This is a genomic window from Pseudomonas sp. UF-293, from assembly GCF_058245595.1.
Genome location: NZ_JBSICA010000059.1, coordinates 1 through 4,535, shown reverse-complemented (window position 1 = coordinate 4,535; position 4,535 = coordinate 1). Strand labels below are relative to the sequence as shown.

The 4,535-nt window shown below is 60.9% G+C and carries 3 protein-coding genes; 2 read left to right on the top strand and 1 reads right to left on the bottom strand.

The annotated features are described in order from the left end of the window. Positions 1-211 precede the first annotated feature (211 nt). Positions 212-1,126, top strand: a complete 915-nt coding sequence (locus tag AC4IHP_RS27745; protein WP_490833278.1) for a LysR family transcriptional regulator — start codon at positions 212-214, stop codon at positions 1,124-1,126. A gap of 130 nt (positions 1,127-1,256) precedes the next feature. Continuing rightward, positions 1,257-2,768 (top strand): sensor domain-containing diguanylate cyclase, encoded by a 1,512-nt coding sequence (locus tag AC4IHP_RS27740; protein ID WP_490833277.1) that lies wholly within the window; start codon positions 1,257-1,259, stop codon positions 2,766-2,768. On the opposite strand, the gene AC4IHP_RS27735 is transcribed toward AC4IHP_RS27740, so the two are convergent. Then, entirely contained in the window at positions 2,765-4,303 is a 1,539-nt protein-coding gene (locus AC4IHP_RS27735; protein ID WP_490833276.1) for a cryptochrome/photolyase family protein, read from the bottom strand. The genes AC4IHP_RS27740 and AC4IHP_RS27735 overlap by 4 nt on opposite strands. Between the last annotated feature and the right edge of the window lie 232 nt (positions 4,304-4,535).

The window sequence follows — 4,535 nt, the reverse complement described above, 5'->3', positions numbered from 1 at the left end:
GTGGGAGGGGGCTTGCTCCCGAAGGTGGTGAGGCAGCGCACAGATTTTTCGACTGACGGGACGCCTTCGCGGGCAAGTCCGTTCCGACAAAGTGAGGTCCTTCGAGATGGAATTGTTTACCGCGCCCGGCGCCCTCAAGCACGACGATACAAGACGTGTGGCGAGCGCTGATGCACAATCAGCGGCGTTCCCTCACCACCGGACCCCGCTTATGGACAAGTTGCTGGCCTTGAAGATGTTCGTTGAAACCGTGCGCTGCGGGGGCTATTCCTCGGCGGCACGCAAGCTTGGGATCTCGACGTCTTCGGTGACACGGCAAGTGGCGGGGCTGGAAAACGAGTTGGGCGCCAGCCTGCTCAATCGCACCACGCGCAACACCAGCGTAACCGTCGCCGGCCAGACCTATTTCGAGAAGGCCGTGGCGATTCTCGATGCCATCGACGAAGCCGACGCGGTGGTCGCCGATCGTGGCAGCGATGCCCAGGGTCGCTTGCGCATCAGCGTGCCGGTGGAGTTTGGCCGCAGGCTGATCGCGCCGCACCTGAGTCGCTTGCTCGAGCGCCATCCGGGGCTGGAGATCAGCCTGTCGCTGAGCGATCAGGTCAGCGATTTACTCAGCGAGCAGATAGACGTATCGGTGCGGCTCGGCTCGACAGTGGTCAGCGAAGACATCGTCAGCAAACGCGTCGGGCAGTTTCAGCGTTGGATTGTCGCCAGCCCGAATTATCTGGCGCGCAGCGGTGTGCTGGAGCACCCACGGGATCTGCTTGAGCACCAATGCCTGCGTTTCGATTACGGCGGCAGCCATCATCACTGGACTTTTCAGGGCGACGAAGAGCCGATCCAGCTCAACGTTCAGGGACGCCTGCAAAGCAACAACGCCGACATCCTTCGCGAAGCCGCGATCAGTGGTGGCGGGGTGACGTTGCTGGCTGACTGGCTGGTGCGCGACGATGTCGCCGCCGGGCGCCTGACGCGCTTGCTTGAGCACTATGAGGTCAACCCCGGCAGCGCCAGCAGTTGCATCAACGCGTTGTATTTGCCCAATCACCGTGGATCGAGCCGAATCAACGTGTTCATCGATTTCCTCGTGGAGATTCTCAAACCGGCTGCACCCGCCGTTTAGCCCTGCACACTCTGTTGCTGCAGCCGCTTGAGACTGCTTGTATGCTTGCGCCCCGGAACACGTGGCCGCCGTGAGTGCCGACGTTCGAATGATGGCTGGAATGGACCCCGGACTTCCTTAAGGTACTGACGTGAAGCGTGATACTCGCCTTGTAATGCTCCTGCTGCTGGTGATTGGCTGTTCCCTGACTTCGCTGACGATCTGGAAAGTCTGGTCTTCGCGTGAGCGCGCGCTGGCCGAGGTCGACGTGCATGGCCTGAACCTGACCCAGGCGCTCAATACCTACACCGAAGGCATCGTCCGGCAAAGCTCGCTGCTCTTGCTCGGGCTGGTCGAGCGTCTGGAAGCCGAAGGCGACGGACCGGCGCAGATTCAGCGCATCAAGACCCTGATCGACCGTCAGCAGTCATTGATGCCGCAGCTCAGCGGCATCACCATTTACGACCGGCACGGGCATTGGTTGATGTCCTCCAACCGGCCGATTCCGGCAGGAGCGAACAGCAGCGACCGCGCCTATTTCAAGCACCACCGTGACGACCCGAGCCGCGAGTCGTTTATTGGTCCGCCGATCCAGAGCCGTTCCAATCACGAATGGGTGGTGACCATCAGCCGTCGCTTCAATGACGATGCTGGCCAGTTCGCCGGTGTGGTAGCGGTGACGCTGGGGGTGGAAAACTTCCTGCGCGTATTCGGCAAACTTGACGTTGGCCAGGACGGTGCGATCGGTCTGTCGTACACCGATGGCACGCTGCTGGTGCGCTACCCGTTCCGCGAGCAGGACATGGGCCGCAACTTCTCAAAATCGCCGATCTACGCCAAATACCTGGTCGACCGCTCGGTCGGTACCGCCTCTTACACCTCCAGCCTTGACGGCGTCGAACGCCTGTACGCTTTTCGCAAAAGCGAAACCCTGCCGCTGATCACCACCGTTGCCCTGGGCAAGGACGAAGCGCTCGCGGCGTGGCGCATCGAAGCGGGACTGTCGGCGGTGGTGGTCGTCGGGCTGCTGGGGCTGACCGGGTTGATCGGCTGGTTCCTGATCCTCGATATTCGCCGACGCACCGAGGCTGAAGAAGCGTTGCGCGATGCCCAGCAGCAGTTGCTCGCTTCCAATCGACAGCTGGAATTGCTGGCGATGAAAGACGCGCTGACCGGTTTGGCCAACCGCCGCTGTTTCGATGAGACGCTGGCGGTGGAAGCGCGGCGGGCGCAGCGTGACGGGACCTCGCTGGCCTTGCTGATGATCGATATCGATCACTTCAAATTGTTCAACGACGCCTTGGGCCACGTCGCCGGCGATGCCTGCCTGCAAGCGGTCAGCAAGATTCTTGAAGGCTGCGTGCGACGCCCCTCGGACCTGGTCGCGCGCTACGGTGGCGAGGAAATGGCGGTGATCATGCCGGCAACCGACAGCGCCGGGGCGACGGTGGTCGCGCAGCTAATGCTCGATCGGTTGCAGCAGGCCAATATTGCCCATCCGGGCAGTCCGTTCGGGCGGGTAACGGTGAGTATTGGTATCGCGGTGGCAACGGGCTCAAGTCTGGAGACCATATCCGCGATGATCGAGACCGCCGATCAGGCGCTCTATCGTGCGAAAGAGGCGGGGCGCAACGGTTTGGCCGGACACGCTGAGGCGCACTAGAAAGCTTCGCCGCTTTCCAGTTTCGCCAACAGCATCTGCCCGCGTTGCCACAGGGCATCCTGCTTGGCCAACGGCATGCGGTCGAGGTTCTTGTACATCATGCCCATGCGCTGATTGCCGCGCAGAATGTCGCCGTGGCGCATGAGGAAATGCCAGTACAGCGCGTTGAACGGGCAGGCATCGTCCGCGCTGCTTTCCTTGACCTTGTAGGCGCAGTCGCCGCAGTAATCCGACATCCGATTGATGTACTGGCCGCTGGCGCAGTAAGGCTTGGAGCCGAGATAACCGCCGTCGGCGTGCATGACCATGCCAAGGGTGTTGGGCAGTTCGACCCAGTCGAAGGCGTCCATGTAGATCGCCAGATACCACTCACAGATTTCCTTCGGCGCAATCCCGGCGAGCAAGGCAAAGTTGCCGGTGACCATCAGCCGCTGAATGTGGTGAGCATAAGCATGTCGCAGGCTTTGGCCGATGGCCTGGCGCATGCAGTTCATCTGCGTGTCACCCGTCCAGTAGAACTCCGGCAGCGAACGCGTGTTACCAAACACATTGCCCTCGGCGTAGTCCGGCATCTTCAGCCAGTACACACCGCGCACGTATTCACGCCAGCCGATCAACTGCCGAATGAAGCCTTCGGCAGCATTGAGGCCGATGCTCCCCGACCAGTACGCCGCCTCGACATCGCTGCACAGCTGGCGCAGATCGAGCAGGCCGATGTTCAGCGCCGCGCTGATCCGTGCGTGAAACAGAAACGGTTCGCCGCTGGCCATGGCGTCCTGGTAATCGCCGAATCCGGCCAGCGCGTAGTCGAGAAAGTACTGCCACAGGGCCTGGGCATCGGCGTGGGTCACCGGGTAGTTGAAGTCATCCAGCGTGCCGTAATGCGTGGCGAAGCGTTTGCTGACCAACGCCCGCACCTCTTGGGTGATTGCGTCATTGGCGAAACGTGCCGGGTAGGGCGGTTTGGCGTGTTTGGGCAGGGCCTTGCGATTCTCCGCATCGAAATTCCACGCACCGCCGACTGGCGTGCCGTCGCCATTGAGCAGCAGCCGACTCTTGCGCCGCATCTCGCGGTAGAAGAATTCCATGCGCAGCTGTTTCTTGCTGCTGGCCCAGTTGGAGAATTCTTCGCGGGAGCAGAGGAAACGGCTGTCTGAATGCCAGTGCACGGGCAAGCCCGAATCTTTGATTGAATGTTCAAGGCGCCAGTCGCCGCATTCGGTGATGTGGATCTCGTCGGCACCAGTGAGGGTTTGCCAGCGCTGCAATTCGCCGGGGATTGAACCGCTGTTGTCCGGTTCGTCGAGGGTGACGTATTGGACGCGGTAGCCTTTATCGCGCAACGCCTCGGCAAAGTGGCGCATGGCGCTGAAGATCAAAGCAATTTTTTGTGGATGATGAGCGACGTGGGTTGCTTCCTCCATGACCTCGACCATCAGCAGCAGGTCTTGTTGGGGATCGAGTGGCTGCAGGGAGGCCAGGTCGAATGACAGCTGGTCACCGAGGATCAGGAGCAAGCGGTGGGCAGAGGGCATGGAGCGAAGTCCGGTTGGCGATTCGAATGCCAATAGTTATACAGATTTTTTGATATGTATAGGTTTTCACCACCACTGACGTCTCAGTGTGGCAAGGGGCTTGCTCCCACAGGGATGGCGGGTGCACCACCTGATCCTTGATCCACCGCAGAACCAATGTGGGAGGGGGCTTGCTCCCGAAGGCGGTGGGTCAGCTTGCACATTCATGACTGACAGGACGCCTTCGCGAGCA

Coding starts and splice junctions, on each gene's coding strand:
- AC4IHP_RS27745 (WP_490833278.1), top strand. CDS start 212: ATGGACAAGTTGCTGGCCTTGAAGATGTTCGTTGAAACCGTGCGCTGC.
- AC4IHP_RS27735 (WP_490833276.1), bottom strand. CDS start 4,303: ATGCCCTCTGCCCACCGCTTGCTCCTGATCCTCGGTGACCAGCTGTCA.